The 23367-nt window shown below is 67.3% G+C and carries 25 protein-coding genes; 10 read left to right on the forward strand and 15 right to left on the reverse strand.

The genetic code is table 11. The features are described from left to right. Positions 1 to 49 precede the first annotated feature (49 nt). On the forward strand, positions 50 to 1525 hold the full coding sequence (locus tag ACJH6J_RS14980) for an APC family permease (RefSeq protein WP_406804145.1): 1476 nt from the start codon (positions 50 to 52) through the stop codon (positions 1523 to 1525). Here the strand turns inward: ACJH6J_RS14980 and ACJH6J_RS14985 are convergent. Then, positions 1522 to 2589 carry a YgfZ/GcvT domain-containing protein gene (locus ACJH6J_RS14985; protein ID WP_406804146.1) on the reverse strand — a complete coding sequence of 356 codons (1068 nt, stop codon included), beginning with the start codon at positions 2587 to 2589 and terminating at the stop codon, positions 1522 to 1524. The two genes, ACJH6J_RS14980 and ACJH6J_RS14985, sit on opposite strands and share 4 nt — an antisense overlap. A 57-nt stretch (positions 2590 to 2646) precedes the next feature. Between ACJH6J_RS14985 and ACJH6J_RS14990 the strand changes: the two genes are divergently transcribed. Next, complete coding sequence (locus ACJH6J_RS14990) at positions 2647 to 3435, forward strand: aminodeoxychorismate lyase (RefSeq protein WP_406804155.1); 789 nt, start codon at positions 2647 to 2649, stop codon at positions 3433 to 3435. Positions 3436 to 3785: 350 nt separating this feature from the next. Here ACJH6J_RS14990 and ACJH6J_RS14995 read toward each other — a convergent pair whose 3' ends face one another. The 7 genes from ACJH6J_RS14995 to lmeA all read right to left on the reverse strand — a co-directional run bounded on the left by ACJH6J_RS14995 (position 3786) and on the right by lmeA (position 7807). After that, complete coding sequence (locus tag ACJH6J_RS14995; RefSeq protein ID WP_212814988.1) at positions 3786 to 4445, reverse strand: FABP family protein; 660 nt, start codon at positions 4443 to 4445, stop codon at positions 3786 to 3788. Between the two features lie 291 nt (positions 4446 to 4736). Continuing rightward, positions 4737 to 5039: a DUF1416 domain-containing protein gene (locus ACJH6J_RS15000; protein WP_020098804.1), complete on the reverse strand. Its 303-nt coding sequence runs from the start codon at positions 5037 to 5039 to the stop codon at positions 4737 to 4739. Position 5040: 1 nt separating this feature from the next. After that, positions 5041 to 5877 carry a sulfurtransferase gene (locus ACJH6J_RS15005; RefSeq protein WP_135355857.1) on the reverse strand — a complete coding sequence of 279 codons (837 nt, stop codon included), beginning with the start codon at positions 5875 to 5877 and terminating at the stop codon, positions 5041 to 5043. A gap of 38 nt (positions 5878 to 5915) precedes the next feature. Then, on the reverse strand, positions 5916 to 6386 hold the full coding sequence (locus ACJH6J_RS15010; protein WP_406804147.1) for a DUF4395 domain-containing protein: 471 nt from the start codon (positions 6384 to 6386) through the stop codon (positions 5916 to 5918). 82 nt (positions 6387 to 6468) lie between these two features. Then, positions 6469 to 6558, reverse strand: a complete 90-nt coding sequence (locus tag ACJH6J_RS15015; protein ID WP_406804148.1) for an Ms5788A family Cys-rich leader peptide — start codon at positions 6556 to 6558, stop codon at positions 6469 to 6471. Positions 6559 to 6587: 29 nt separating this feature from the next. Then, positions 6588 to 7013, reverse strand: coding sequence for a thioredoxin family protein (locus tag ACJH6J_RS15020; protein ID WP_064858768.1), 426 nt, complete (start codon positions 7011 to 7013; stop codon positions 6588 to 6590). Further along, complete coding sequence (lmeA, locus tag ACJH6J_RS15025) at positions 7010 to 7807, reverse strand: mannan chain length control protein LmeA (protein WP_406804149.1); 798 nt, start codon at positions 7805 to 7807, stop codon at positions 7010 to 7012. The genes ACJH6J_RS15020 and lmeA overlap by 4 nt, the downstream gene beginning before the upstream one ends. Before the next feature lie 208 nt (positions 7808 to 8015). Here lmeA and ACJH6J_RS15030 point away from each other — a divergent pair, with 208 nt between their 5' ends. The 6 genes from ACJH6J_RS15030 to pstB all read left to right on the forward strand — a co-directional run bounded on the left by ACJH6J_RS15030 (position 8016) and on the right by pstB (position 13784). Continuing rightward, the gene (locus ACJH6J_RS15030) at positions 8016 to 8792 is read left to right on the forward strand and encodes a response regulator transcription factor (RefSeq protein ID WP_064858769.1); all 777 of its coding nucleotides are present in this window, start codon (positions 8016 to 8018) and stop codon (positions 8790 to 8792) included. Next, the gene (gene mshD / locus ACJH6J_RS15035; protein WP_135355862.1) at positions 8789 to 9703 is read left to right on the forward strand and encodes a mycothiol synthase; all 915 of its coding nucleotides are present in this window, start codon (positions 8789 to 8791) and stop codon (positions 9701 to 9703) included. Before ACJH6J_RS15030 ends, mshD begins: the two co-directional genes overlap by 4 nt. Before the next feature lie 149 nt (positions 9704 to 9852). Continuing rightward, entirely contained in the window at positions 9853 to 10965 is a 1113-nt protein-coding gene (gene pstS / locus ACJH6J_RS15040) for a phosphate ABC transporter substrate-binding protein PstS (RefSeq protein WP_406804150.1), read from the forward strand. Positions 10966 to 11037: 72 nt separating this feature from the next. After that, positions 11038 to 12069: a phosphate ABC transporter permease subunit PstC gene (gene pstC, locus ACJH6J_RS15045; RefSeq protein ID WP_036427561.1), complete on the forward strand. Its 1032-nt coding sequence runs from the start codon at positions 11038 to 11040 to the stop codon at positions 12067 to 12069. Positions 12070 to 12077: 8 nt separating this feature from the next. Beyond that, complete coding sequence (pstA, locus tag ACJH6J_RS15050) at positions 12078 to 12992, forward strand: phosphate ABC transporter permease PstA (protein ID WP_318987087.1); 915 nt, start codon at positions 12078 to 12080, stop codon at positions 12990 to 12992. A 15-nt stretch (positions 12993 to 13007) separates the two neighbouring features. Continuing rightward, a complete protein-coding gene (gene pstB / locus ACJH6J_RS15055) occupies positions 13008 to 13784 on the forward strand; it encodes a phosphate ABC transporter ATP-binding protein PstB (protein WP_020098814.1) in 777 nt (258 codons plus the stop codon). A 110-nt stretch (positions 13785 to 13894) separates the two neighbouring features. Here the strand turns inward: pstB and ACJH6J_RS15060 are convergent, their stop codons facing one another. Beyond that, entirely contained in the window at positions 13895 to 14767 is an 873-nt protein-coding gene (locus tag ACJH6J_RS15060; RefSeq protein ID WP_212813385.1) for a type IV toxin-antitoxin system AbiEi family antitoxin domain-containing protein, read from the reverse strand. 149 nt (positions 14768 to 14916) lie between these two features. Next, positions 14917 to 15891, reverse strand: a complete 975-nt coding sequence (locus tag ACJH6J_RS15065) for a zinc-binding alcohol dehydrogenase family protein (protein ID WP_212813383.1) — start codon at positions 15889 to 15891, stop codon at positions 14917 to 14919. Positions 15892 to 15967: 76 nt separating this feature from the next. On the opposite strand from ACJH6J_RS15065, the gene ACJH6J_RS15070 reads away from it, so the two are divergent. Next, the gene (locus ACJH6J_RS15070) at positions 15968 to 16480 is read left to right on the forward strand and encodes a MarR family transcriptional regulator (protein WP_212813381.1); all 513 of its coding nucleotides are present in this window, start codon (positions 15968 to 15970) and stop codon (positions 16478 to 16480) included. On the opposite strand, the gene phoU is transcribed toward ACJH6J_RS15070, so the two are convergent. The 5 genes from phoU to ACJH6J_RS15095 all read right to left on the reverse strand — a co-directional run bounded on the left by phoU (position 16477) and on the right by ACJH6J_RS15095 (position 22208). Further along, the gene (gene phoU / locus ACJH6J_RS15075; protein WP_212813379.1) at positions 16477 to 17145 is read right to left on the reverse strand and encodes a phosphate signaling complex protein PhoU; all 669 of its coding nucleotides are present in this window, start codon (positions 17143 to 17145) and stop codon (positions 16477 to 16479) included. The two genes, ACJH6J_RS15070 and phoU, sit on opposite strands and share 4 nt — an antisense overlap. Before the next feature lie 78 nt (positions 17146 to 17223). After that, on the reverse strand, positions 17224 to 19323 hold the full coding sequence (locus ACJH6J_RS15080) for an LCP family protein (protein WP_212813377.1): 2100 nt from the start codon (positions 19321 to 19323) through the stop codon (positions 17224 to 17226). Positions 19324 to 19325: 2 nt separating this feature from the next. Further along, the gene (dusB, locus tag ACJH6J_RS15085; protein ID WP_212814982.1) at positions 19326 to 20501 is read right to left on the reverse strand and encodes a tRNA dihydrouridine synthase DusB; all 1176 of its coding nucleotides are present in this window, start codon (positions 20499 to 20501) and stop codon (positions 19326 to 19328) included. Beyond that, positions 20489 to 21490 carry an acyl-ACP desaturase gene (locus tag ACJH6J_RS15090; RefSeq protein ID WP_212813375.1) on the reverse strand — a complete coding sequence of 334 codons (1002 nt, stop codon included), beginning with the start codon at positions 21488 to 21490 and terminating at the stop codon, positions 20489 to 20491. Before ACJH6J_RS15090 ends, dusB begins: the two co-directional genes overlap by 13 nt. A gap of 130 nt (positions 21491 to 21620) precedes the next feature. Next, positions 21621 to 22208 carry a TetR/AcrR family transcriptional regulator gene (locus tag ACJH6J_RS15095; RefSeq protein ID WP_020098821.1) on the reverse strand — a complete coding sequence of 196 codons (588 nt, stop codon included), beginning with the start codon at positions 22206 to 22208 and terminating at the stop codon, positions 21621 to 21623. Positions 22209 to 22307: 99 nt separating this feature from the next. Here ACJH6J_RS15095 and ACJH6J_RS15100 point away from each other — a divergent pair, with 99 nt between their 5' ends. Further along, positions 22308 to 23282, forward strand: a complete 975-nt coding sequence (locus ACJH6J_RS15100; protein ID WP_212813373.1) for an oxygenase MpaB family protein — start codon at positions 22308 to 22310, stop codon at positions 23280 to 23282. The last annotated feature ends 85 nt before the right edge of the window (positions 23283 to 23367 follow it).

The raw sequence follows: 23367 nt of genomic DNA on the forward strand, positions 1-23367 counted from the left end.
TGGGTTCCCGGAATTCACCCCGACAGCGTCGTCAGAAAGCCGAAAATCAATGATCAACACTCCACCATCCGACCCCGCGACGACGCTGGAAGCAGCGCCCGGGACACACACCATGCTGCAGCGCGGGCTGGGCGTCGGCTCCATCGTGTTCATGGTCGTCGCCGCGGCGGCCCCGCTGGCCGTCGTCACCGCCAGCGTCCCGATCATCATCTCGGTGAGCGGCAGCGCCGCCGCGCCGCAGTTCTTCCTGATCGCGATGGTGATCCTGGCGCTGTTCTCGGTCGGTTTCACCTCGATGAGCAAGTACGTGCCCAATGCCGGCGCGTTCTACTCGTACATCCAGCGCGGCCTGGGACGGCACGTCGGGGTGGGCGCAGCGGCACTCGCGCTGGGGTCCTACGGGGTGATGCTCATCGGGCTGTACACGTACCTCGGCGTGGCCACGTCGAAGCTGTTGACCGCGGTGCACATCGGAATTCCCTGGTGTGCCAGTGCGATTGGCTGGGTCTGCCTGGTCGGGGTGCTGGGCTACCGCGACATCGAGCTGAGCTCCAAGGTGCTGGGCGTACTGCTGATCGCCGAGACGCTGGCCGTCGTGCTCGTCGACATCGGTGTCATCTGTGCAGGCGGAGCCGGCTGGTCCGGCGGCGAGGGTGGCCTGAGCCTGGTACCGCTGTCACCGTCCGAATTCGCCACCGGCGCACCGAGTCTCGGGCTGATGTTCGCGTTCTTCTGCTTCATCGGATTCGAGGCCACCGCGGTGTTCCGCAACGAGGCCAAAGACCCCGACCGCACCATTCCGCGGGCGACCTACTCCGCCGTGGTCTTCATCGGACTGTTCTACGCGCTGGCGGCATGGGCGGTTGTCGAGGGCCTGGGTGTGGATCGGGCCGTCGATGCCGCCAAGGCCGAGCCCGAGAACGTCGTGCAGAATCTGGCGAGCACCTACATCTCACCGATCCTCACCGACGTCATCCAGGTGCTGCTGGTGACCAGTTTCTTCGCCTGCGTGCTGTCGTTCCACAACGTCATCACCCGCTACCAGTTCACGTTGGCGACCAAGGGGCTGCTGCCCGCGTCGCTCGCCGAGATCGACGAGCGGCACCGCACGCCGTCCCGATCGTCGCTGGTGTTCACGGTGATCTCGCTGGCCGCCATGGTGGCCGTCGCGGTGATCGGCTGGCACCCGATAACGCAGACCTACATGTGGTTCTCGGGCGCATCCACGCTGGGCCTCATCGCCCTCATGGCAATGACGAGCCTGGCCGTCATCGTCTTCTTCCGGACACAGGAGCACGGTGCGAGCGTGTGGCACACCGTGATCGCCCCCGGCCTGTCGTTCCTCGGCCTCACCGCGATCCTGCTGCTGGTGATCAAGAACTTCTCGCTCCTGGTCGGCAGCACCGCCACTGCGGTGGTGCTCGGTGGGCTCATCGCCGCGATCTTCGCCGCGGGCGTGGCCGTCGCCGAGCGGGTTCGGCGCCGTCGTCCCGACCAGTACCTGGCGCTGGTGCAGGACGACTAGTTCCGGGCGCCGCCGCGCAACCGGTCCACCGCGGCCCGGCCCGCGCCGGCAGAGGTATCGGCCTCCGGCAGCGAGTCCGCGTCGATCGCGGCGGGCACCTGGGCGTCACCGCCGGTGGCCAGCTCGGTGTCGGCGGGCACGCCGCGCTTGAGCAGCGCCAGCGCGATGGGGCCGAGGTCCACATGCTCGGCGACGGTCCCGACGCGGCCGATCGCCCGGCCGCCGGCGAGTACCGGATCACCCGTCGCGGGGCGGTCGTCGCCGCCGTCCAGATGCAGCAGGACCAGCATGCGGGGCGGCTTGCCCAGGTTGTGGACCCGCGCGACCGTCTCCTGGCCGCGGTAGCAACCCTTGTCCAGATGTACGGCGCCGACGCCCGGGCCGCCGATCCAGCCGACCTCGTGCGGGATGGTGCGTTCATCGGTGTCTACGCCCAGCCGCGGCCGCAGCGCCGCTACGCGCAGGGCCTCGTAGGCCCACAGCCCGGCGGGCCGGACACCCGCGTCGAGCAGCCGCTGTCGCCATGCCGCGGCGTCGGCCCGCGGGACCACCAGCTCGATCTCCTCGGGGCCCACCCGGCGCACGAAACCGCCCTGGGGCAGCGGCGCCGCGGTCCAGGCGGCGTCCGGGGTCGGCAGGTCCAGCTGGTTGACGGCGGGCCCGAGCAGCGACAGCACCGCGAGGTCGGCGGGCTTCACCTCGACCTTCGACCAGAACACCATCTTGCGCAGGAAGTCGGCGAGCGGTTGCCCGCGCCACGACTCGGTGTCCAGCGTGGTGACGCCGCCGAGTTCGGTCTGCAGCCAGTGGTCCTCGACCCGGCCCTGGCCGTCCAGACTCAGGTTCTGGACGACGGACCCCTCCGGAAGGGCGCTGACGTGCTGGCTCGAGATGGTGTGCAGCCAGCTCTGGCGGTCGTCGCCGGTGAGCTCGATGGTCGCGCGGTGGCCGCGGTCGACGACGACGGCCTCGGTGGCGGCGGCACGCTGTTCCCCGAGCGGGTCGCCATAGTGCCAGACGGCGCCGGCGTCGGGTCCGGATTCGGGGGCGGGAACTGCGCTCATGCTTCGAGCGTAGTTGGCGTCCCGACTAGCCTTCTGGCCGTGACCACCCCGCCGCCCATCGTCGTCGCCGTCGACGGCTGCCGGGCCACGGTCCGCGCCGACGATCCCGTGTTCTCCCGCGGCGACGGCGTTTTCGAGACGGCACTAGTGCGTTCCGGGGCCGTCTGTCTGTTGGACGAGCACCTGGCGCGGCTGACGGCGTCGGCGGCATTGGCGGGCCTGCCGTGTCCCGATTCCGTCCGGTGGCTGACGGCGGTGACGGCCGCGATGAGCCAGTGGCCCGACGGGGAGGCCGTGCTGCGGCTGGTGCTCGGCCGCGGGGTCGACGGTGTGGTGGCCTTCGTGATGGTCTCGGCCGTGCCGGAGCGCGTCGCCGCGGCCCGCCGGGACGGCGTCGCGGCCGTGACTCTGGTGCGGCCCCACTGGCCGCTGGCCGCCGCGAAATCGTTGTCCTATGCGGCGAACGTGGCCGCGCTGCGGCACGCCGAACGGGCCGGCGCCGGCGACGCCGTGTTCGTCGACGCGACGGGCGCGGTGCTCGAAGGGCCGCGCTCGGCCGTCGTGCTGGCGGTTCGTGGCTCGGCCGGGGAACCCGTCCTGGTGACGCCCGATGCGTCGTCGATCCTGCCGTCGACCACGCAGCGCGCGCTGTTCGCGGCCGCCGCGGCGCAGGGGATCGAGTGCGTGTACCGGCGGGTGACGGTACCGGATTTGATTGCCGCGCAAGGTGTTTGGCTGCTTTCGGCGATCACGCTGGCGGCGCGGGTGCATACATTGGATGGGCGGACGCTGGCGGCTTCGCCCTTCGAGGCCTTGATCAGCGGGTTGATCGACCGGCAGATCTGAGCGCGAGAAAAATCGGTTGTCGGGTCTTCGAGCTGGGAGTACGGTCGCACGTACACAGGGAAGGAGGTGGTCCGACAAATTGATTGATTCTTTGAGGACATGTGAGGTGGCTGCCCGCTAGTAGCGCCGGGTAATTCCCGAGCGCACTCGCGAATTCCCGCAGCCACCCGGCCCCCGAGCCTCCCGGTCTTGTCCAACCAGGAACCTTGGCTCGGGGGCTGCCTCATGTCCGGGGTAGGTCAGCCGGCGTCAATTGCGCCGAGATCGACGAAATGGTCGTGATCCGAGGGGTATTGCAGCCAATTGGTCCATCTCGGCGCGAAGCCGCAGGAATCGAAGCCGCAGGACCGTCAGCCGACGAAGCGCGACAGGCGCGCGGAGAGGTGCGGGGTGAGGCCGCCGTCGGCGTCCACGCGCTCCTCGACGTAGGCCAGGTCGCCGTTCTCGATGATGCCGTAGAGCCGCTTCGCGCCGCCGACGAGCATGCCGGACTTGCTGCGGGCCAGGGCGTCGGTCGCCAGTTCCCAGGAGGCCTGGTTCAGCGGAGTGCCGTAGAACAGCTCGACGTAGCCGGCCGAATGCGCCAGCAGCAGCTCGATGGCCTGGGACTCGTCCTGCCCGTGGGGGTCGTTCGGGTCGTTCACGAACCGCCAGTAGCCGGTCTCGCGCAGGCCCGGGCCGGCGTATTCGCCGTTCTCGTCGAGCCGCCAGGAGCGGGCATCCCAGTTGAGGTAGTCGCCGCCGTTGTGCGACACGATGATCTGCTGGCCGAACCGGTAGTCGCCGGCGGAATCGCGGCCTTCACCCTCACCACGCCAGACACCGACGAGCGGCAGCAGGGCCAGCAGGGCGTCGTTGAAGTCCGCGCCCTCACGGAGGTTGGCGGTATCCGCGGGCAGTGGCAGGTCGTCGAACCCGGGCACGTTACGCGCGGCCGTGGCCTTGGCGCGATCGGCCGCCGCGGCGATGGCACGGTCGCCGGAACCGGCCAGCGCGCCGAGCTCGCCCAAGCCGTCAGGGGCTGAATCGCTCCTCGCGTGCGCGGGGTCCTGGTCGGACGTCACGACTCGTCGGTGATCAGGCGGTACAACGCGTAGAGCGCAAACCAGGTGATGGCCAGCGAGGCCACGACCAGCAGGATCTCGAAGAAAAGCACCACGGACAGACAGGTTACTCGGGATGCCGGTGTGACGTGCGCCGCACCGGCCCCTCAGATGCGACGAGCGGCCGCATCTGTACGTCCGGACACGGAGTGTCGGGGTACAAACACGGCCGCTCGCGGCAGTGAGAACTAACTCAGGTCACGCGACCTTGACGTCGACCTCGTGGATACCGGCACCGGTCGGCGCCACCACGGCGTCGCCGTTGCCGACCTTGGACAGCGCACGCAGCGTCCAGGTGCCGGGCGCGGCGAAGAACCGGAAGTCACCGGTGGCCGACGCGACGACCTCGGCGGTGAATTCGTCGGTGCTGTCCAGCAGCCGCACGAACGCGCCACCGACCGGCTGGCCCGAGCCGTCGACGACGCGGCCGGTGATGACGGTTTCCTTCTCCAGATCAACGCTGGCCGGCAGCGTCAGGCCTTGCTTGGGTGCAGAGCACATATCAGTTTCCCAACTCGATCGGGGCACCCACCAGGGAGCCGTATTCGGTCCAACTGCCGTCGTAGTTCTTTACATTCCGGTGGCCGAGCAGTTCCTGCAGCACAAACCAGGTGTGCGACGAACGCTCACCGATGCGGCAGTAGGCGATGGTCTCCTTCTCGCCGTCGAGGCCGGCGTCGGCGTAGATCTTGGCCAGCTCCTCGTCGGACTTGAAGGTGCCGTCGTCGTTGGCGGCCCGGCTCCACGGCACGTTGATGGCGCTCGGCACGTGGCCGGGGCGCTGGCTCTGCTCCTGCGGCAGGTGCGCCGGAGCCAGAATCTTGCCGGAGAACTCGTCGGGCGAACGCACGTCGACCAAGTTCTTGGTGTTGATCGCGGCGATCACCTCGTCGCGGAACGCGCGGATGCTGTTGTCGATCGGCTTGGCCTCGTACGAGGTCGCCGGGCGGACGGTGGCGTCCTTGACCAGCGGGCGGTCGTCGAGTTCCCAGCGCTTGCGGCCCCCGTCGAGCAGCTTGACGTCGCCATGGCCGTACAGCTTGAAGTACCAGTAGGCGTAAGCCGCGAACCAGTTGTTGTTGCCGCCGTACAGGACGACGGTGTCGTCGTTGCTGATGCCCTTGTCGGACAACAGCTTCGAGAACTGCTGCTGGTCGACGAAGTCACGCTTGACCGAGTCCTGCAGATCATCGCGCCAGTCCAGCTTGACGGCGCCGGGGATGTGCCCCTCGTCGTCGTAGGCGCTGGTGTTCTCGTCGACCTCGACGAACACCACGCCGGCGGTGTCGAGGTTGTTCTCGGCCCATTCGGTCGAGACCAGGACGTCGGAACGTGCCATGTACGAATTCCTTTCGGTTGCTTATGCGCTCTAGCGGGTCAGGTGGTGGCGGGGATGCCGGTGCGGCGCAGTCGCGCCACCAGGGGGTAGATCTGGCAGCCGAGGCAGATGCCGAACGCGGCGTTGAGGAAGGCGGCGATCAACGCGAACGCGGTGGCACCCAGGCCCAGTGCGGGGGTACCCGCTGCGAGGCCGGCGAATCCGGCGATCGCGAACAGCAGCCCGACGAGTTGGGCGAACTTCAGCGGCGCGACCGGTTCCTTCTCGGTCACCGGCGCCAGCCGCGGCGCGATGAAGGCGGCGAAGATGCGGCCGTACGGGTGCTTGCGCGGCCCGCCGACGGCGCCGATCGCGAACACCACGGCCTGCACGCCGAGAATCACGGCCGCGGCGATCGGGCTCGCGGCCGAGACCAGCAGCGCAGCGATCAGCACGCCGGTGGTGACCCAGGCTGCGAAGCGGGGTCCACGCACGTCGACCTGCGGGGTTTCGATGGAATTGTCTGACATGGGAAAGCTCCTGTTGTTGGGGAAACGTGGACCGGCCACGGAAAGCTGCTCGGAGCGCAACACGAAACGACGGTGCGGCTACTCAGCAGCTACAACAACAGCAACAACCCGCAACGCGGCACAGATCTACTGCGCGACGTTTGGTGAGCAGGAGCTCGCGGGGGGATAACACGGCAGACAGCTTACCCAACAACGGGGTGCTCAGGCCAACAGCGGTAGCAGGGCCTCGCGCAGATCAGCGGATTTCGGGACGCCCGCGGTGCGGTACCGCTGCTGCCCCGAGGCGTCGAAGATGAACGTCGTCGGCAGCGACAGCACCGACAGGCGTCGGGCCGCAACGGGATTGGCGTCCAGGTCGATTTCCACATGCGCGACCTCGAGGTCGTCACACACCTGGTCGACGACGCGGCGGACGGCCGCGCAGGGTCCGCACCACGTTGCGCTGAAATGCACGACGGTCGGGCCGGTGGTGGACAGGCCGAGATCGGAGTTGTCGGTTTCGGCGGACGGTTCGGCCGGCGTCACTTCCTTCATCAGGCCCGCGCGCACGGTCAGCAGCCGGCCGATGATGTAGGCGATCCCGAGGGCGGCCACCAGGACCGTCAGCACCACGACTGTGGAGTTCATGACTGTCTGAACCCATCGAGGGGCACGGTTACTCCCGTGGCGATGCCTTCGATGATGACGTCGGAGCCGCGCGCGCCCTCACTGGTCGGGGTCAGCCCGAACGGCAGTTTCATCCCCGGCATCGTGGTGGAGAAGGCCCGCAGCACCGCGGCCTTCTTGTCGTCGGGCACCTTTTCTTCGGCAGTGCCCGGGCCGGTGAGCACGTCGGTCGCGGTGAACACCAGGTTCGTGTGGTCGGCGCCGGTGATGGAGAGGTCCACCGAGACGCTGACGCGCTTATTCAGACCGGCAGCGGTCGGGGTCCCGGTGAACACGAGGCCGTGGCTTTCGGAGATGCCGGACTCGGTGGTGCCGCCGGTGGCGTCGTTCGAATCGTTGGTCGGCGCTTCCACCAGCAGGTCCTTGATGCCCATGAAACGGCCGACGTGAGTCGAGTCCACGATGATGCGGCTTTCCAGCTTCGTCGAGGTCAACTTGGCGTCGGGCCCGATCAACCAGGACTTGGGTGTCGCGACCATGTCGTACAGCGTCGCCTCGATGGACGCCTTGCCCACGACGGGGTGCGCGACGGCGGCGGCTTTGACCTCGACCTGCTGGTAGCGGCCCCGCGCCGCCTGGGTTCCGAACGGGAAACCGAGGATCGACACCCACGGATCGAAGTGCAGGTGGGCGGCGGTCCGGACACTGCGCGCCATGCGGTATTCGGCGAAGATCGCGAAGCCGAAATCGGTGCCGACGACCGCGAGGATCAGCACGACCACTGGGATCAGCAGCCGGGTCAGCACCTTACGCATCCGGACATTCTGGCGTACGCCCAGGCACGCAGCGTCGCGACCGGCCGTTCCAAGCCGCTAAATCGCAGGTGGCAAGCTATCGTTAGATGATCTTGGCCGGTAACGGCCATGTGTCAGCCATGATTCTCCGGAGTTGAATCGGATTGAACTGCGACAGCGTCGTCGCGGGGGAACGTCCGGTGCGGCCCCGGACGTACTGGAGGACCCGTTGGATCTTCTGCTACTGACCGTCGACCCGCACCCGGAGTCTGTACTCCCGGCGCTGGCGCTGCTGCCGCACAGCGTGCGGCCGGCACCCACCGAGGTGTCGTCGTTGCTGGAAGCCGGCAACGCCGATGTGGCGATCGTCGACGCGCGCACTGATCTCGCGGCCGCCCGCGGACTCTGTCGTCTGCTGGGCAGCACCGGTGCCTCCGTCCCCGTGGTGGCCGTGGTCAACGAAGGCGGCCTGGTCGCCGTCAACGTCGAATGGGGCATCGACGAAATCCTGCTGCCCGGCACCGGGCCCGCCGAGATCGACGCGCGGCTGCGGCTGCTGGTGGGACGCCGTAACGGCGTCGCCGACCAACAGAGCGCCGGCAAGATCACGCTCGGCGAGCTCGTCATCGACGAGGGCACCTACACCGCCCGGCTGCGTGGCAAGCCTCTTGACCTGACCTACAAGGAATTCGAGCTGCTGAAGTACCTGGCGCAGCACGCCGGCCGGGTGTTCACCCGCGCCCAGCTGCTCCAGGAGGTGTGGGGCTACGACTTCTTCGGTGGCACCCGCACCGTCGACGTGCACGTCCGGCGCTTGCGCGCCAAGCTCGGCCCGGACTACGAATCGTTGATCGGCACCGTCCGCAACGTCGGTTACAAGGCCGTTCGGCCCGCGCGCGGCCGCACCAACGGTGCCGCCGAGTCGGTCGATGACGTCGACGACGAGGACGACGGCGACTCCGGTGACGTCGAGAACGGCGCTCGGCAGACCCAGCCCGCGCAGTGACGGAACTGACCTGGCACACCGCATTGAGTGCTGCCGACCAGACGGCCATCCGTGAACTCGTCGCGGCGGCGACTGCCGCGGACGGGGTTGCCCCTGTCGGCGACCAGGTGCTGCGCGAACTCCCGCTGGAGCGCACCCGCCATCTGCTGGCGCACGACTCGGGTGCGTTGATCGGCTATCTGAACCTCGCACCGGACATGGCGGAGGCCGTCGTCGCCGTCGAGGCACGACGCCGGGGCATCGGCAGCGACCTGATCCGTGCCGGCCTCGCCGCCGGTGGCGCGGCGACCCGTATCTGGGCGCACGGCAACCTCGATGCCGCGCGTGCCACCGCTGTGGCACTCGGCCTGACCGCGGTGCGCGAACTCTGGCAGATGCGTCGCTCGCTGTCCGACTTGCCTCCTTTGCTGGGTGAACCCGGTGTCCGGCTGACCACGTATCCGGGGCCCGAGGTCGACGCCGAACTGCTGCGCGTCAACAACGCGGCGTTCCACTGGCACCCCGAACAGGGCGGCTGGACGCAGGCCGAGGTGGACGAGCGCCGGGCTGAATCGTGGTTCGATCCGGCGGGGCTGTTCCTGGCATATGACGCCGACGATGCGGCCGGGGAACGGTTGCTCGGCTTCCACTGGACGAAAGTTCATCGGACTCCGGACACCGAGTCTTCTGACGCCTCCGGCGTCGGCGAGGTGTACGTCGTCGGTGTGGGGCCGGACGCGCAGGGCCGCGGTCTCGGAGCGTTGCTGACGCTGGCCGGTCTGCACCACCTGGCGGACCGGCTGGGTGCGGGCGGGACCGTACTGCTGTATGTCGAGGCAGACAATGCCGCGGCGGTGAAGACCTACCGACGTCTCGGGTTCGAGCTGTACAGCGCCGATGTCGCCTACGCGGCAGCCCCGACCGTTAGCTGAAACGACGAGTTGCCTGAAAAGTCGCTGATCGAGTTCACCCGGTGTTCATTCGGCATCAGTGATTCGTCCATTACGGCCGCATACGTTGCGCGGGAGTCGGAAGCCGACCCTTGAAAGCCGACCATCGGCCGACACCGAAAGTAGGACCCGTGAAGTTCACCAGCATCGGTAAAGCATTCGTCGTCACCGCAGCGGCCGCATCGCTTGCCGTCGGCATGACCGCGTGTGGCAACGACAACACCTCCGGCACTTCGTCGTCGTCGGCGTCCGGTTCGTCTGCCGAGTGTGGCGGCAAGAACGCGCTGACCGCCGAGGGCTCGACCGCGCAGCAGAACGCGATCGCCGAGTTCAACAAGGCTTGGGGCCAGGTTTGCTCGGGCAAGAACCTGTCCTACAACGGCACCGGCTCGGGCGCCGGCCGCCAGCAGTTCATCGCCAAGCAGGTCGACTTCGCCGGCTCGGACTCGGCGCTGGCCAAGGAGCAGATCGAGAAGGCCGCCGAGCGTTGCGGTGGCAACCCGGCATGGAACCTGCCGCTGGTCTTCGGCCCCGTCGCCCTGGCCTACCACCTCGAAGGTGTGAGCAAGCTCGTCGTCAACGCCGATGTGCTGGCCAAGATCTTCCAGGGTGAGATCAAGAAGTGGAACGACCCGGCCATCGCCGCGCTGAACGCCGGCACCAGCCTGCCGGACGCCGACATCAAGCCCGTCTACCGCTCGGACTCGTCGGGCACCACCGACAACTTCCAGAAGTACCTGTCCGCCGCGGCTCCGGAGAGCTGGAAGAAGGGCGCCGGCAGCGAGTTCCAGGGCGGCGCCGGTGAGGGCGCGCAGAAGTCGGCCGGCGTCGTGCAGGCCGTCCAGGCCACCCCGGGCGCCATCGGCTACGTCGAGAAGAGCCCGGCCGCGGCCGCCGGCCTGCCGTTCGCGCAGATCGACACCGGTTCGGGCGCAGTCGAACTGACCGACGACAACGCCAAGAAGGCCATTGCCTCCGCCAAGTTCGCCAAGGACGGCAACGATCTGGCCCTCGACCTGAAGTCGCTGTACTCGACCAAGGAAGCCGGCGCGTACCCGCTGGTGCTGGCCACCTACGAGATCGTCTGCTCGAAGGGCTACGACGCCGACACCGCGGCCGCGGTGAAGTCGTTCCTGAAGGTGGCCGCCAACCAGGGGCAGGCCAACCTGTCGAAGGCGGGCTACATCCCGCTGCCCGACGCCTTCAAGACGCGTCTGCTGCAGTCGGTCGACGCAATCGCTTAAGCAGTGCTGGCGCTCCGGTTCCATCGCAGTAAGGATGGAACCGGAGCCCACGACCGTTAGGTTCCTGACAGGATGACAGTGACAACACCGAATCCAGCCGACGCGGGGTCGGGGGAGGCGCTTGCCGCACCCTTCCCCGAGCCGACGCCGGTGTCTCTCGACCCGCTGAAGGGCTCGAAAGTTCGCCTGGGCGACCGGATTTTCCGCCTACTCGCCGAGGGGTCCGGCGTACTGATCGTCGCGCTCATCGCGGCCATCGGTGTGTTCCTGCTGTGGCGCGCCATCCCGGCGCTGGCCCGCAACAAGGAGAACTTCTTCACCTTCGGCGGCAACTGGGTCACCACCGACACCTCCGCGATGCACTTCGGCATCCTCGATCTGCTGCAGGTCACCGTCTTCGTGTCGGTGTTCGCGCTGCTGATCGCGATGCCGGTGGCGCTGGGTATCGCGATCTTCCAGACGCAGTACGCACCGCGCCGGCTAGCCGGACCGCTGGCGTATGTGGTGGACCTGCTCGCGGCGGTGCCGTCGATCGTCTACGGCGTGTGGGGCCTCTACGTGCTGGCACCCGTGCTCAAGCCGTTTGCGTTGTGGCTCAACAAGAATCTCGACTGGCTGTTCCTGTTCAAGACCGGAAACGCCTCGGTCGCCGGCGGCGGCACCATCTTCACCGCTGGCATCGTGCTCGCGGTGATGATCCTGCCGATCATCACCGCTGTCACCCGTGAGGTCTTCATCCAGACGCCGCGCGGCCAGATCGAAGCCGCGCTGGCGCTGGGCGCCACCCGCTGGGAGGTCGTGCGCACCACCGTGCTGCCGTTCGGCCTCTCGGGCTACATCAGCGGCGCCATGCTCGGCCTCGGCCGCGCGCTCGGTGAGACCATCGCGCTGCTGATCATCCTGCGCGGTACGCAGACCCAGTTCAGCTGGACCCTGTTCGACGGCGGCTACACGTTCGCCAGCAAGATCGCGGCCACCGCAAGCGAATTCAACGACCAGTACAAAGCAGGCGCCTACATTGCCGCCGGCCTGGTGCTGTTCATCCTGACGTTCGTGGTGAACTCCGCGGCGCGCGCGGTCGTGGCCGGAAGGACGGCGAAATGAACGCAAAGATGGCGGCGATGCTGGAGCGGCCCGTCAAGCACCAGTCGTTCGAAGGGGTGGGCCTGCGCCGCAAGGTGACCGACAAGGTCGCGACGGTGCTCGTGAGCCTGTCACTGCTCGTGGCGCTGATCCCGCTGGTGTGGGTGCTGTATTCCGTTGTCACCAAGGGCTACAAGGCCCTCACGGCGTCGGAATGGTTCACCAACTCGCAGTCCGGCATGACGGCGTTCGTCGAGGGCGGCGGCGCGTACCACGCCATCGTCGGCACCGTGCTGCAGGCGCTGGTGTGCGCCGTCATCTCGATCCCGATCGGCGTGATGGTGGCGGTGTACCTCGTGGAGTACGGGGGCGGCACCAAGCTGGGCAAGGTCACCACGTTCATGGTCGACATCCTCACCGGTGTCCCGTCGATCGTCGCCGCGCTGTTCGTCTACGCGCTGTGGGTCGCGACCCTGGGCTTCCAGCGCACGGGCTTCGCGGTGTCGCTGTCTCTGGTGCTGCTGATGATCCCGGTCATCGTGCGGTCCACCGAGGAGATGCTGCGCATCGTGCCGATGGACCTGCGTGAGGCCAGCTACGCACTGGGTATCCCGAAGTGGAAAACCATTGTGCGCATTGTCATCCCGACTGCACTGTCGGGCATCGTCACGGGCGTCATGCTGTCGCTGGCCCGCGTCATGGGTGAGACGGCCCCGCTGCTGGTCCTGGTGGGCTACGCACAGGCCATGAACTTCGACATGTTCGGCGGCTTCATGGGTTCGCTGCCGGGCATGATGTACGACCAGATCGGCGCCGGTGCCGGCGCCAACGAGGTCCCCACCGACCGGATGTGGGGAGCGGCACTGACCCTGGTGCTGCTGATCGCGCTGCTGAACGTGGCGGCGCGGTTGGGCGCCAAGTTCTTTGCCCCGAAGAAAGTTTGAGCAGGAGTACCGTCAATGGCCAAGCGTCTGGATCTCAAAGATCTCAACATCTACTACGGCTCGTTCCACGCCGTGCAGAGCGTCAGCCTGTCGGTGGAGCCGCGCAGCGTGACGGCGTTCATCGGGCCGTCGGGCTGCGGTAAGTCGACGGTGCTGCGCACCCTCAACCGCATGCACGAGGTCATCCCCGGCGCCCGCGCCACCGGATCGGTGCTGCTCGACGGTGACGACATCTACGCCCCCGGCGTGGACCCCGTCGGCGTGCGCAAGACCATCGGCATGGTGTTCCAGCGCCCGAACCCGTTCCCCACCATGTCCATTCGCGACAACGTGGTGGCCGGGCTGAAGCTGCAGGGCGTGCGCAACAAGAAGACGCTCGACGAGGTCGCCGAGCGGTCGCTCAAGGGCGCCAACCTGTGGAACGAGGTCAAGGACCGCCTCGACAAGCCCGGTGGTGGTCTCTCCGGTGGTCAGCAGCAGCGTCTGTGCATCGCCCGCGCCATCGCGGTGCAGCCCGACGTGCTCCTGATGGACGAGCCGTGCTCGGCGCTGGACCCGATCTCGACGCTCGCCATCGAGGACCTGATCGCAGAACTGAAGCAGGACTTCACAATTGTGATCGTCACGCACAACATGCAGCAGGCAGCGCGTGTCAGCGACCAGACCGCGTTCTTCAATCTCGAGGCCACCGGCAAGCCCGGCCAGCTGATCGAGATCGACGACACCGAGAAGATCTTCTCCAACCCGTCCAAGAAAGCCACCGAGGACTACATCTCCGGCCGCTTCGGTTAGGTCGCCCGCGGATATGCGCGGGGGTTCGCGGTCACTTTCTCTCGCGAGCAGACGTAAAACTGTCGTTTTTGGTTGAAACTTGACAGTTTTGCGTCTGTTCGCGCAGGAACTCATGCCGCGCGATCAAAGTGACGTCTGATTCTTGTGCACAGCTCGACCGGGTATTGCCTGATGTCGTCGACGACAGCCGGAACGCTGGTCCAGCTCATTTCCTGTAGCCGTGCCGTCTTGATGCGATCATGTTTGACCGCAGCGGGATTCGAGTGCCATTCCATACTGTCGTACTCAGCTGCCACGCGGTATTCGGGCCAGGCGAAATCGAGTCGCCATAGTTGACCGTGGAGATCGCGTACCTCGTACTGCAATTCGGGAGTCGGAAGCTGCCATTCGATGAAGACCAACCGCATCTCGGATTCCATTGGAGACTCGGCTCGCGCGTCAGCCAGTGGCAGCAGCTCCCGGACATTGACCACGCCGCGACGGCCACGTTGTTCCTCAAGGGCCTGCAGCAGTTCCGCCCTGCTGCAGGTGCCGCTGCGGAGAGCGGCATCCAATACCGCCAGCACCCGCGGACGTTTCAGTGTCCGGGCGACTTCTATCGCTGTCCATGCGGGCGCGGTGGCGAGTCGGCCGTCAAGTTTCTTGAGCGGCGCGCCAATTCGCTGGTGCACGATGAGGTCGAGCGAAGTCCGTATGCGCACGCCCGGGTCGAGGATGTGGGTGCGATCGTCCTGTTCGGTATCGAAGCCGTACATCGCGGCAGCAGTATTCATACAGGCGACGATGGGGACGTCGGACAGCAGGTCCAGTGCTCTGAGCCGGCTTGTCGTGTCTGGAGGCCGCGCGGAGTAGACGCCGTGGCACACCCGGAAGACTTCTCCCTCCCGGACTCTGCGTGCGAGTGCCCGATCGGTCATCGTCGCGAGCAACTGCTGTGCTGTCGCAACGCCGTTGTGGACGGCGAATACGTCTTCGAGCGTCATGCGTCGATGGTGGCGGCCGCATCCCATCGCCGCCAGCATCCGGCCTCCAGCCCTGTGGATAACTCCGCGAGCAGACGTAAAACTGTCATTTTTCGCTCGAAAACGACAGTTTTGCGTCTGCTCGCGAGGGGAGGTGACCCAACTGCGTCCTACGGCGTGATGACGACGCGGGTGCCGGAGGGTTCCTTTGCCGCCCAGACGTTTTCGATGTCGGCGAGGGGACGGGCGGCGGTGGTCAGCTGCAGCTCACCGGCGTCGAGCATCGCGAACATCCGGGGCAGGCCTTCGGTGCGGGCGCGCTGCAGGGCCTCGGGCGGGACGCTGCCGATGCCCACGCCTTGAAGCGTGATGCCCGTGCTGCGCAACGTCGCGGCGTCGACGCTGATGCTCGCGCCGGTCATCGAACCGACCTGGATGAAGCGCGTGGCGTGGAAATGGGTCGACGGATGCGCGGCGGCCAGGGCGGTCAGCGTCTGCTCCGCGGGTGTGCCCCACAGGTAGTCGATGACGGCGTCGAACGGCCGCGCCGAGTGTTGGGCCACAACGCTTTCCGCGAGATCGTCGGTGCCGAGCGCGATGACGTCGTCGGCTCCGACGGTGCGGAGCCACTCCAGCCGTTCGGGGTTGCGGCCGGCCACCACAACGCGTCCCGCCCCGAAGACGAACTTGGCCAACTGCACTGCCACTGATCCCGTGACGCCGGTGGCGCCGAGGACCAGCACGTGGTCGCCGGGTTTGGTCTGGGCCGCGTAGTCCAGGCTCATCCACGCCGACATGCCGGGGTTGGGCACCGCCGCCGCGGTCACCGAGTCGACGTGCTCGGGCACCGGGACGGCGCCGGCCGGGACGACGAGGGTGCGTTCGGCCATCAGCCCGTACGGGGCGAGCGATCCGGTGTACACCCGTGAGCCGTCGTCGAGGCGGGCGACGCCGTCGACCCCGGCGATGGCGGGGAGCTGAACCTCCTTGCTGCTGTAGTGCTTTCCCATGATGACCATGCGACTGAGGTTGGTCAGCGCCGACGCCTCAACGGTGGCGACGACGGCGCCGTCGCGCGGCTGGGGCTCGGGGAAATCCAGGTACCGGGGCTGCTGGCCCCACTCGTGCACGACCGCTGCCTTCATGTGCGCTCCTCGACTCAGAATATGGTTTCTGTGGAAACTATATGCCGATGGCTCGCCGGATGGCAAGATGGTTTCCATGAAAACCAAATCCGCGCTGATCGCCGACATCAGTGCGTTGGTCGGCGCGGTGGGGGACAAGTTCGACACCGACGAGGTTGATGCCGAGCGCGACTACCTCGCCGCGCACTGCCCGCCGCGGCTGGAACGCACCGTGCGTGAGCTGCCCACCCTGGGCCTGCATCTGCTGGCGGAGCTCGCTGACGGCCCGATCAGTGTGGTGGGCCTGGCCGCCCGCGCCGGGCAGCTCAAGGGCACGGTGTCGAAGCACGTCCAAAGACTCGTCGACGCCGGGCTCGTGACCCGCACACCGGTGCCGGGCAACCGCAAAGAGCTGCAGCTGACCCCCACCGCGGATGGAAAACGCCTCATCGAGGTACACCAGCGCATGCACGACGAGATGGACGCCGGCCGGCACGACTTCCTGTCGCGCTACACCGCCGCGGAACTGTCGGTGCTGGAGAAGATGCTGCAGGACCTGCTGGCCGCCGGCCGCGACGGCGTGCGGCTGGTACCCGCCGAACGGGCCTAGCTGATGGTGGGCAGGCCGTCGTCGTCGGAGAACCGGCCGGTGACCTGGAAGATCACCCGCCGCGCGACCTCGACGGCGTGGTCGGCGAAGCGCTCGTAGAAGCGGCTGAGCAGCGTCACGTCGACCGCCGCGGTCACGCCGTGCTTCCACTCGCGGTCCATCATCACGCTGAACAGATGACGGTGCAGGTCATCCATCGCGTCGTCTTCTTCCTGGATGCGGGCCGCGCGCTCCGGGTCCCGGGTGAGCAGCACCTCTTGCGCGGTGTTGCCCAATTCGACTGCGAGGCGGCCCATTTCGGCGAAGTAGCCGTTGACCTCCTCGGGCAGCGCGTGCTGCGGGTGCCGGCGGCGGGCGATCTTGGCGACGTGGAGCGCCAGCGCACCCATGCGGTCGACGTCGGCGACGATCTGGATGGACCCGACGACGGACCGCAGGTCACCGGCGACGGGGGACTGCAGGGCCAGCAGGACGAAGGCCTGTTCCTCGGCCTGCGCGCTCAGGGCGGAGATGTGCTCGTGGTCGGAGATGACCTGCTCGGCCAGCACCAGATCGGCCTGCAACAGGGCCTGGGTCGCGCGCTCCATGGCAACGCCGGCCAGGCCGCACATCTCTCCGAGGCGGTTGGTCAGGCCTTCAAGCTGCTCGTGGTACGCGGTACGCATGGGCTCCAGACTACTTTCTGGCCCTTGGACATGCCGTGATCTGGCAATGAACGGCCGGTGAATGGGACAGGTCAGATGCTATTTGCAGGTGGTGTCGGCCGCGTTGGTGATGCTGAGGTCTTCCGGCAGCTTGGTCGGCTCACCCGACAGGCTGCCATGGGTCACCCGCATCTGGGCGGCTGAACCGCTGGCGGCCGGGGTTCCCACCGCGGTGAAATCGGTCCCGAGCACCACGCGCACCACGTCTCCCAGGCCCGACACCCGCTCGACGTGGGCATTGGGCAACGTGGACGCCACGGTCGCGGCGGCCTGTTCGTGCCCTGCCGAGTAGAACACCGTCGTCGACGTCACCTGGCCCTGGTAGTCGTCCGGCGAGTTGACCGTGAAGCCGTGCTGCTCGAGTTCCTTGGTCGCCGTCGCGGCCAGGCCGTCCTGCCCGGTCGAGTTGGACACCCGGACCGTCACCTGGCTCGGGTCGGTCGTCGTGGTGTTGACCTCTTCGCCGTCCGGGGTGGCCGCGGTGCTGCTGGGGGCAGCCGACGTGGCGGGGACCGGGGTGTTGTCGGAGTTGCGTTCCTCGGGCAGCGGTTCGTCGTTGATGATCGCGTCGAACAGCGCGCGCATGTCGTCGACCCGCGGCGGTTCGTTGCCCTCGGAGTCGGTGACGCCGGTGGGCACGGTGACGAAGGTGACGCGGCCGGCGCTGACGCCCTGGATGGACTGGCCGAGCTGCACCAGGTCCTTGGTGGTGACGTTGTCGACCGAGGAGTCGTTGATGAACAGGTTGACGACGTTGTTGAGCTTGCCGATGTTGAAGAACGTGTCCTTGGAGATCATCGACCGCAGCAGGGAGGACAGGAACATCTGCTGGCGCTTGATGCGGCCGTAGTCACCGTTGACCTCGGTGGTGACCTGGCGGGCGCGCACGTACTGCAGCGCGGTGTGACCGTCGATGACCTGGCGGCCGGAGTGCTCCAGCACGGTGCCCAGTTCGTAGTCCTCGAGCGGTGTGCTGCTGCAGACCTCGACGCCGCCGACGGCGTCCACGAGTTTGGAGAAGCCGGCGAAATCGACTGCCATGAACCGGTTCACCGACAGGCCGGACAGCTTCTGGATCACCTTCACCAGGCACTTCGGCCCACCGAACGAGTAGGCCGAATTCAGCTTGGTCTCGGTGTAAACCTGGTCGGGCCCATAGCTTTTCGTGTCTTCGTCATAGATGGGCCCGTAGCCGCCGGTCTTCGGATCCCAGGCTTCGCACTGTGTCGACTTGATGGCCAGGTCGCGCGGGAACGACACCGCCACAACACGTTTGCGGTTCGCCGGGATGTTCACCAGCATGATCGTGTCGGAGCGGGTGCCGCCCGCGTCTTCGGTGGTGCCGGCACCCATGTCGGCGTTCTGGCCGTAGCGGCTGTCCACGCCGACGATCAGGAAGTTCTCGTCGCCGAACTGCGCGTTGGGGTCGATGATGTCGCGGGAGTTGAGGTCCAGCGCCGAGACCCGGTTCATGTTGTTGTTCTTGATGTTTTGCCACTGCCAGGCGGCGCCGGTCATCGACAGCGCGATGACGGCCGCCAACGCCATGAGGATGCGACCGGCAACCGCGAACCGGTGGCGGGTGTGGTGATCGACCGGTGGGGGCGCGTCGATGTGCGCCGGCCGCTCGGGATGGTCGATGTAGTTCCGGACGTCCGTGCGCACCACGGCCCGCGGCCGTTCGGGCAGCGCGTCGGGGTCGGCCAGCGGCGCGCCGAAAACCTCTGTGACGGGCTCGGATTCGACTCGACGGCGAGCGGTGCGCGCCGGCTCCTCGGCCGCTGGCGGGGCGACGGGCTCGAGCTTCGGCGCGTTCCGTGGCGCCGGCGCCGGCTTCGGCGCGGGCCGCTGGGGCTTCGGTGGCTCGGGTGGTGCGGGTGCCTCGATGACAGGTGCTGACGGGACCGCGCCGCCCGAGAGCCGGGCGATGAGTTCGGCGACGGTGACGCCACCGCCGCCGTGGCTACCGGTTTCCTCGTCGTCCGCGCTCTCGTCGTCCGGCTGGCTCTGCAGGCGACCGGCCCGTTCCCACGGCGCCCGGACGGGGCCCGCGGCCCGCGTCGTACGGGTTACCCAGGGGTTGTCGCCGGCAGCATCGCCGTCACCCTCACCGGGGGTGGTCCGGTCGCGGTCGCTCACGTTTACCCGCCGGAGTTGACCATGTCGGCGCCGAACGGCACCGTGCAGTCGTCGGGGTCGTCCAGCCAGCCTTCGGGCAGCACCACGGAACCCGGCGACCCCTGCCGGCCTCGTGGGCCCTCTGCGCAGTCCGGGAACGGCACATCGGAATCCAGTTGGGTGAGCAGCTCGTCGAGTTCGGCCAGGGTTTTCACCAGGGCCAGTGCGCGACGCAGCTCAGCGCCGGCGGGCAGCCCGTGCAGGTACCAGGCGACGTGCTTGCGGATGTCGCGCATGCCCTTGTCCTCGCCGAAATGATCGGCGAGCAGCTGGCCGTGCCGGCGGATGATGTCCCCGATCTCGCCGAGCGTCGGCGGGGTGGGGCGGGGCTGGCCGTTGAAGGCGGCCGACAGTTCGGCGAACAGCCAGGGCCGGCCCAGGCAGCCGCGGCCGATGACGACGCCGTCGCAGCCGGTCTCGGCCATCATCCGCAGTGCGTCGTCGGCGTCGAAGATGTCGCCGTTACCGAGCACCGGGATGCCGGTGACGTGCGCTTTCAATGCGGCGATCTGGTCCCAGTCGGCGGTGCCGGAGTAGCGCTGCGCGGCGGTGCGGGCATGCAGTGCGACTGCCGCGGCACCTTCCTCGGCGGCGATCCGGCCGGCATCGAGGTGCGTGTGGTGGGCGTCGTCGATCCCGATCCGGAACTTCACGGTGACGGGAATGTCGGTGCCTTCGGTCGCGCGGACGGCTGCCGCCACGATCTGGCCGAACAGCTTGCGTTTGTAGGGCAGGGCCGAACCACCGCCGCGGCGCGTGACCTTGGGCACCGGGCAGCCGAAGTTCATGTCGATGTGGTCGGCCATGTTCTCGTCGACGATCATCTTGGCCGCAGCGTACGTGGTCGCCGGGTCGACGGTATAGAGCTGCAGGGAGCGGGGCGATTCCTCGGGCGCGAACGTCGTCATGTGCAGCGTGGCGGCGTTGCGCTCGACGAGGGCCCGCGCGGTGACCATTTCGCAGACGTACAGGCCGCTCACGGTGCCCACGCGGGCGAGCTCCTGCTCGCGGCACAGGGTGCGGAAGGCGACGTTCGTCACACCGGCCATCGGCGCGAGGACGACCGGAGAACGCAACGAGATCGGCCCGATCCGAAGGGATCGGGCCGTCTCGTTGACAGCTTCGGTTACGACGCTGATGTCGACACCAGGAGGTTCTTCATGGCCTTCTTCTCGGCCATCTTCCGCTCACGCTCGAGGCGACGTTCCTTGGCCACCTCGAACTTCGCGCAGGTGTCCTCGAGCTCCTTGATGATCCGGCCGAGGTCGTCGCGCAGGCGCGCGCCCTCACCGGTGAAGTCCTCGCGCTCGAAGATGCGCCACTTCTTGAGCACCGGCATGAGGACGTCGTCGAGGTGGATGCGCGGGTCGTAGACGCCACCGACGGCGATGATGACGGCCTTGCGGCGGAAGTCGGGCACGGTGTACCCGGGCATCTTGAAGTTCTCCACGATGCGGTGCAGCGAGGCCATCGCCTGGTTCGGGTTGATGTCCAGGCCGGCGGCCGAGACATCGCGGTAGAAGATCATGTGCAGGTTCTCGTCACCCGAGATGCGCTGCAGCAGCTGGTCGGCGACGGGGTCGTTGCAGGCCTTGCCGGTGTTGCGGTGCGAGACGCGGGTGGCCAGCTCCTGGAACGAGACGTACATGACCGAGTCGAACAGGCTCTCGGCGAACAGGTCGCCCTGCAGGTTCTGGCCGGGCGAGAAGCCGCGGGTGACCTGCTCGACGCGCAGTTCCTCGAGTTCGACCGGGTCGCAGTTGCGGGTGACGACGAGGTAGTCGCGCAGGGCGATGCCGTGGCGGTTCTCCTCGGCGGTCCACCGGTTCACCCAGTAGCCCCAGGCGCCGTCCATGCCCATGTTCATCGCGATCTCGCGGTGGTAGGACGGCAGGTTGTCCTCGGTCAGCAGGTTCTGGACCATGGCGGTCTGGGCGACCTCGGAGAGCTTCGACTGCTCCGGATCCCAGTCCTGGCCGCCGAGGGCGTAGTAGTTCTTGCCCTCTTTCCAGGGGATGTAGTCGTGCGGGTTCCAGTCTTTCCGCATGCTCATGTGGCGGTCGACGAGCGTCTCGACGACCGGCTCCAGCTCATGCAGCAGCTGAAGGTCGGTGTAGTCGGCTGTCATGGCGCCTCCCGATTAGATATCTGTACCTGTTGGTAGCAGTCAGAGTATCTGTGTCCCGTAGTGACATCAAGTTGCTGTGACGCATGTCCGATCGGTGAATCTGAACTGTGATGTCGCGGCTTCGTAGGTGTTACCGGTGCGACGGGACCCGGCTCATCAGCATGTCGACGCAGTAGTCGACGAACTGCTCGCGGGTGACGGGCAGCTTGCCGCCGAGATATCCGGTGAACAGCGCGGTGAGGGCGCCGATGAGGCTGGTGGCCTCGAGTGCCCGCCGCGCCGGATCGCCGTCGGGGAACATCTTGTGCTGCAGCAGTTCGATGAAGCTCGGCATCCAGTCGGCGCCCGACCGGGTGAGGACCGGCTCCTGCGCCGGGGCGATGAGCAGTACGCGGCCGCGGGTGGGGTCGTCGACCATCATGGTGACGAATCGCTCGACGGCGTCGCGCGGACTCTGTGAGGTGGTCAGTGCCGCCATGGCCGTCGTGCATACTTCGTCGTACACGGCGCGGACGAAATCCTCACGGTCGGTGAAGCTTTCGTAGAAATAACGCTCGGTCAGGCCGGCGGTGCGGCACACCGTCCGGACCGTCGCGGCCGGGCCGTCGGAATGGCCGAGGGCGGCGATGCCGGCTTCGATGAGCGCCTCGCGGCGCCGCGTCGGGCGGTCCGCCAGGGGGACGGCGGACCAGCGGCCCTGTCGTTGACCGGAAGGCACGTGACTCCTAAGCTGTGGCTGACAACGCGTGTAGTCAGGATACCCGCTGACATCCAGGAAAGAATGCCGGTGACTCAAAATACTTCCGACGCATGCCCCATGACCAGCGACTCTGCGCCCGTGGCGGCCGGCTGCCCGGTCACTTCCGGTGGTTATGACGCGGTGCCGCTGGGGCCCGACTCGCTGACGTGGAAGTACTTCGGCCAGTGGACCGGGCTGTTCCAGGGCACCTGGGCGGGCTCGATGCAGAACATGCATCCGCAGCTCGGGGCGGCAGTCGAGGAGCACTCGATCTTCTTCATGGAGCGGATTCCGCGGCTGCTCCGGTCGATCTACCCGATCGGCGGCGTGGTGTTCGACGGTGACCGCGCGCCCCAGACCGGCGCCGAGGTGCGGGACTACCACATCGGGATCAAGGGCGTCGACAAGCAGGGACGCCGTTACAGCGCGCTGAACCCCGACGTCTTCTACTGGGCCCATTCGACGTTCTTCAAGTCCACCCTGCTGGCCGCCGAGAAGTTCGGCGGCGGCATCTCCGAAGCGGACAAGCGACAGCTGTTCGACGAGCACGTGCAGTGGTACCGCATGTACGGCATGAGCATGCGGCCCGTGCCGAAGAGCTGGGAGGACTTCGAGGCCTACTGGGATCACATGTGCCGCAACGTCCTGGAGAACAACTATGCGGCGCGCGAGGTCATGGATTTGTCGACCATGCCCAAACATCCATCGCTGCAATGGATTCCGGACTGGCTGTGGGCTCAGAACCTCAAGGTGATGCAGCGCTTCCTGACCTTCATGACGGTGGCCCTCTACGACCCGCCGGTGCGCGAGTTGATGGGCTACACGTGGTCTGCGCGCCAGCAATGGGTGCATGACCGCCTGTGCCAGGTCATCACGCTGGTCTCGAAATACGGCCCGAAGCGCAGGCTCATGCATCCGCGCAAGCGATCGGCGATCGACCGGGCGACCGGCCGGCTGCCCATCGATTCACCGCTGGTGGAGACGCCCGCACGTAACCTGCCGCCGGTCGAGTACCGCGGCCAGCCGCAGTTCTACTGCCCAAAGGTGGACTGACCCAGGCGTTTTGCGGTACTCGCAGCATTTCGAGGGGTCTGTGAGATCGATTTAGTCGCTGGGTCACCGTCGAGCAATGGTTAGG

It is taken from the genome of Mycobacterium sp. SMC-18 (genome assembly GCF_045310895.1).
In the GTDB taxonomy this organism is placed as follows: Bacteria; Actinomycetota; Actinomycetes; order Mycobacteriales; family Mycobacteriaceae; genus Mycobacterium.

What these genes read in the sequence shown, in the direction of transcription:
- ACJH6J_RS15005 (WP_135355857.1), bottom strand. Translation starts at nt 5,877, where the DNA reads ATGGCACGTTCCGACGTCCTGGTCTCGACCGAATGGGCCGAGAACAAC.
- ACJH6J_RS15070 (WP_212813381.1), top strand. Translation starts at nt 15,968, where the DNA reads ATGAAAACCAAATCCGCGCTGATCGCCGACATCAGTGCGTTGGTCGGC.
- pstC (WP_036427561.1), top strand. Translation starts at nt 11,038, where the DNA reads ATGACAGTGACAACACCGAATCCAGCCGACGCGGGGTCGGGGGAGGCG.
- ACJH6J_RS15065 (WP_212813383.1), bottom strand. Translation starts at nt 15,891, where the DNA reads ATGAAGGCAGCGGTCGTGCACGAGTGGGGCCAGCAGCCCCGGTACCTG.
- pstB (WP_020098814.1), top strand. Translation starts at nt 13,008, where the DNA reads ATGGCCAAGCGTCTGGATCTCAAAGATCTCAACATCTACTACGGCTCG.
- ACJH6J_RS15100 (WP_212813373.1), top strand. Translation starts at nt 22,308, where the DNA reads ATGACCAGCGACTCTGCGCCCGTGGCGGCCGGCTGCCCGGTCACTTCC.
- ACJH6J_RS15010 (WP_406804147.1), bottom strand. Translation starts at nt 6,386, where the DNA reads ATGTCAGACAATTCCATCGAAACCCCGCAGGTCGACGTGCGTGGACCC.
- pstA (WP_318987087.1), top strand. Translation starts at nt 12,078, where the DNA reads ATGGCGGCGATGCTGGAGCGGCCCGTCAAGCACCAGTCGTTCGAAGGG.
- ACJH6J_RS15090 (WP_212813375.1), bottom strand. Translation starts at nt 21,490, where the DNA reads ATGACAGCCGACTACACCGACCTTCAGCTGCTGCATGAGCTGGAGCCG.
- lmeA (WP_406804149.1), bottom strand. Translation starts at nt 7,807, where the DNA reads ATGCGTAAGGTGCTGACCCGGCTGCTGATCCCAGTGGTCGTGCTGATC.
- ACJH6J_RS14980 (WP_406804145.1), top strand. Translation starts at nt 50, where the DNA reads ATGATCAACACTCCACCATCCGACCCCGCGACGACGCTGGAAGCAGCG.
- ACJH6J_RS15020 (WP_064858768.1), bottom strand. Translation starts at nt 7,013, where the DNA reads ATGAACTCCACAGTCGTGGTGCTGACGGTCCTGGTGGCCGCCCTCGGG.
- ACJH6J_RS15000 (WP_020098804.1), bottom strand. Translation starts at nt 5,039, where the DNA reads ATGTGCTCTGCACCCAAGCAAGGCCTGACGCTGCCGGCCAGCGTTGAT.
- phoU (WP_212813379.1), bottom strand. Translation starts at nt 17,145, where the DNA reads ATGCGTACCGCGTACCACGAGCAGCTTGAAGGCCTGACCAACCGCCTC.
- ACJH6J_RS14985 (WP_406804146.1), bottom strand. Translation starts at nt 2,589, where the DNA reads ATGAGCGCAGTTCCCGCCCCCGAATCCGGACCCGACGCCGGCGCCGTC.
- ACJH6J_RS15060 (WP_212813385.1), bottom strand. Translation starts at nt 14,767, where the DNA reads ATGACGCTCGAAGACGTATTCGCCGTCCACAACGGCGTTGCGACAGCA.